1 protein-coding gene is annotated in these 2,078 nt (G+C 65.8%); it reads left to right on the top strand.

Annotated features, from left to right (window positions below; translation table 11 throughout):
- Positions 1–1,943: SEL1-like repeat protein (locus EOA86_RS32220; protein WP_164892211.1), on the top strand; the 1,943-nt coding region annotated here is incomplete at its 5' end.
- Between the last annotated feature and the right edge of the window lie 135 nt (positions 1,944–2,078).

The following is a 2,078-nucleotide window of genomic DNA, read 5'->3' as shown; positions in this document are numbered from 1 at the left end:
GGTCCATGGATATCGACCAGCCATTACCGCTGACTGGAGACATGGCCGACCTTGACAGCCGTGCCAATGCTATCATGCGCAATGAGCCAGACCCGCGCACGCCGGCCGAAGCCGCTGCGGCCGCGGCCATGGCGGCGCTTGGTTCGGATACGGTGACGGAGAAAAGTGAGCAGCCCGGCGGCCGGAAGTCGATTCTCGGCGGACTGGCGCGCGCCTTCAAGGGTAAGAAGGAGGCAGACGTTCCACCGCTTGCCGGCTCGGCACCTGATGTCGAGATACCGAGCGCCGATCTCGACGAGCCGCTGGATCCGAAGGTTGCCAACCGGCCGCTGGAGCCCGGCTCCGGCCCCCCCGACCTCAACGCCATCATGAAACGCGTGCGCGACGAACGCGGACCGCCGGTCAGGGCCGGCAATCCCGATGCATCGAAATCCGACTTCATCGCCGCAGCCAGACGCGCGGCGCAAGCGGCCGCTGCCGAGGCCGACGCTCTCAAGCGGCAATCGACGATGAGCGGCCCGGTTAAGGCGCTCAGGATCGGCGACCTGCTCAAGGCGCGGCGCAAGCCGATCCTGATGGCGGCCGCCGCAGTCATGCTGGCGCTCGCCGGCTTACAATTGGGCAAGGCCTTTTTCTCGGACCCCGTTGAAATAGCCAGCAATGATGCAGCGCCGATCGTGGCCGCGCAGCCGGCGGAAACCACGTCGGCCGGCACCGCCAGCGAGCCGAAGAAGGACGCGCAAACTGCTGCAGCACAGGACAGCGCGCCGGCCCGCGCCGTCCGGCAGGCAGAGCCGTCCGAATCGATAGCCGAGGACGACATGCCGGCACAGGCCGCCCGCGCCGCGCTGTCGGACGCCGGAACGCCGATCGGCACCGCACCCGAGGCTGAACCCGTGCCTGCGCCCATGACTCCAACGGCGCCGCCCGATCCGGCGGCGGCGAATGTGACAGCCTCTGCACCTGCGGGCCCGACGGCTGCCGACACCGAGCCAATGGCCACAGCGAGGGCCGCCACGACGGCCACCCAAGAGATGACCGGCACGGTCACACCTGCGGATGCTTCGACGGCGGCGGCCACTGCCAACATCGACATCCCAGCCGATGCCGGCCCAACTGCCTTGCGTGACGCTGCGGCCGGCGGCGACGCCAAGGCGTTGTTCGAGATCGGCTCGCGCTATGCCGAATCGCGCGGCGTCAAGCAAGACATGGCAGCGGCCGCCAAATGGTACGAGAAATCAGCCGAACTCGGCTTCGCACCGGCGGAATACCGGATCGGCAACTTCTATGAGAAGGGCACTGGGGTCGCGCGCGACGTCAAGAAGGCGAAGACCTGGTACCAGCTCGCCGCGGCGCAGGGCAACGCCAGCGCCATGCACAATCTCGCCGTGCTCTTTGCCATGGCTGCGGACGGCGTGACCGACAATGAATCGGCCGCGCACTGGTTCCAGGCCGCCGCCGAGCTCGGCGTCAAGGACAGCCAGTTCAATCTCGGCATCCTGGCGGCGAAGGGCGTCGGCATGAAGCAGAATCTCGAAGAATCCTACAAATGGTTCGCACTTGTCGCCAAGACCGGCGACAAGGATGCGGCGGCAAAGCGCGACGAGATCGCCAAGGCGCTCAGGCCCGAGCAGCTCGAACGCGCACGCGCCGCCGCCGAACTGTGGAAGGCAGAGCCGATCGATCCTGCGGCCAATTCGGCCGACATTCCCGAATCATGGCAGGACGGCACGCCGCAGACGACCGCCAGCGTCGACATGAAGACGGTCGTTCAGAATATGCAGCGCATTCTCAACAAGAACGGCTATGAGGCCGGCAATGCCGACGGCGTGATGGGCCAGAAAACCAAGGATGCCATCATGGCTTTCCAGACCGACAACGACCTGCAGGCGACGGGCGCGGTCGACGAAAAACTGGTCAAGGCGCTGCTTGCGCGCAAATAACGTCAGATGCGTCGTTTCCGCGACGCCGTTGCCACACATTTGCCTGTTAACTGATTGAGTTGTTTTTTGTTTCGGCGGCGCGCCGAGGTTTGACTTCGCCGCCCGGCCGGCGCAAGAACGAGATAGGCTTTTTGG

It is taken from the genome of Mesorhizobium sp. M5C.F.Ca.IN.020.32.2.1, from assembly GCF_004023105.1.
Lineage (GTDB): Bacteria > Pseudomonadota > Alphaproteobacteria > Rhizobiales > Rhizobiaceae > Mesorhizobium > Mesorhizobium wenxiniae.
The sequence above is the reverse complement of the archived record's forward strand: the minus strand, read 5'-3'. Positions and strand labels throughout refer to the sequence as shown.